We start from the raw sequence: 684 nt of genomic DNA, 5'->3' as shown, positions 1-684 counted from the left end.
ATAACTGGGGTGAAGTCGTAACAAGGTAGCCGTATCGGAAGGTGCGGCTGGATCACCTCCTTTCTAAGGAAGAAGAAGTAAGGGTTTTATATACTGTTGAATCTTTAATAGGTTCGAAAGAATTTCCGGTGGCGATGCGCTTAGGGGACACACCCGTTCCCATCCCGAACACGATGGTTAAGACCTAAGCGGCCGATGGTACTATATTGGAAACGATATGGGAGAGCAGGTGGCTGCCGGATTCCAAAATGGGCTTATAGCTCAGCCGGTTAGAGCGCACGCCTGATAAGCGTGAGGTCGGTGGTTCGAGTCCACTTAAGCCCATTGATTTAAAAAGTTAAACAGAAATCAGAATAACGAACACAGGAATGGTGACAACACAAACCATTAATTATGGGGGTGTAGCTCAGTTGGGAGAGCACCTGCCTTGCAAGCAGGGGGTCAAGAGTTCGAATCTCTCCATCTCCACTCGGTTTTTGTAAAACTATAAAAACCGTCCCCGTAAGCACTGCTTACGATATGTACCTTGAAAACCACATATTGAAATATATCTAGAAAAGTAGAACCATAAGCAATTATGGTGAAACAATTCAAGACATCCGAGGTGAATTTATTAGAGATAATAGATTCCAAACAAATAACTCGTTATGGAAACATAACAAACAAACCTAAGACCAGAGATTC

2 tRNA genes and 2 rRNA genes are annotated in these 684 nt (G+C 43.4%); all 4 read left to right on the top strand.

The features are described from left to right. Positions 1–63 (top strand): 16S ribosomal RNA (locus tag C0033_RS26660); the annotation flags it as partial. Positions 64–124: 61 nt separating this feature from the next. Continuing rightward, a 5S ribosomal RNA gene (rrf, locus tag C0033_RS26655) occupies positions 125–242 on the top strand. A gap of 8 nt (positions 243–250) precedes the next feature. Beyond that, positions 251–324: transfer RNA gene (locus tag C0033_RS26650), tRNA-Ile, on the top strand. A 71-nt stretch (positions 325–395) separates the two neighbouring features. Continuing rightward, a tRNA-Ala gene (locus C0033_RS26645) sits at positions 396–468 on the top strand. The last annotated feature ends 216 nt before the right edge of the window (positions 469–684 follow it).

It is taken from the genome of Clostridium sp. chh4-2 (genome assembly GCF_002899675.1).
Taxonomy (GTDB): Bacteria; Bacillota; Clostridia; order Lachnospirales; family Lachnospiraceae; genus CHH4-2.
Note: the sequence above shows the minus strand (reverse complement) of the source record. Positions and strands in the feature narration are given on the sequence as shown.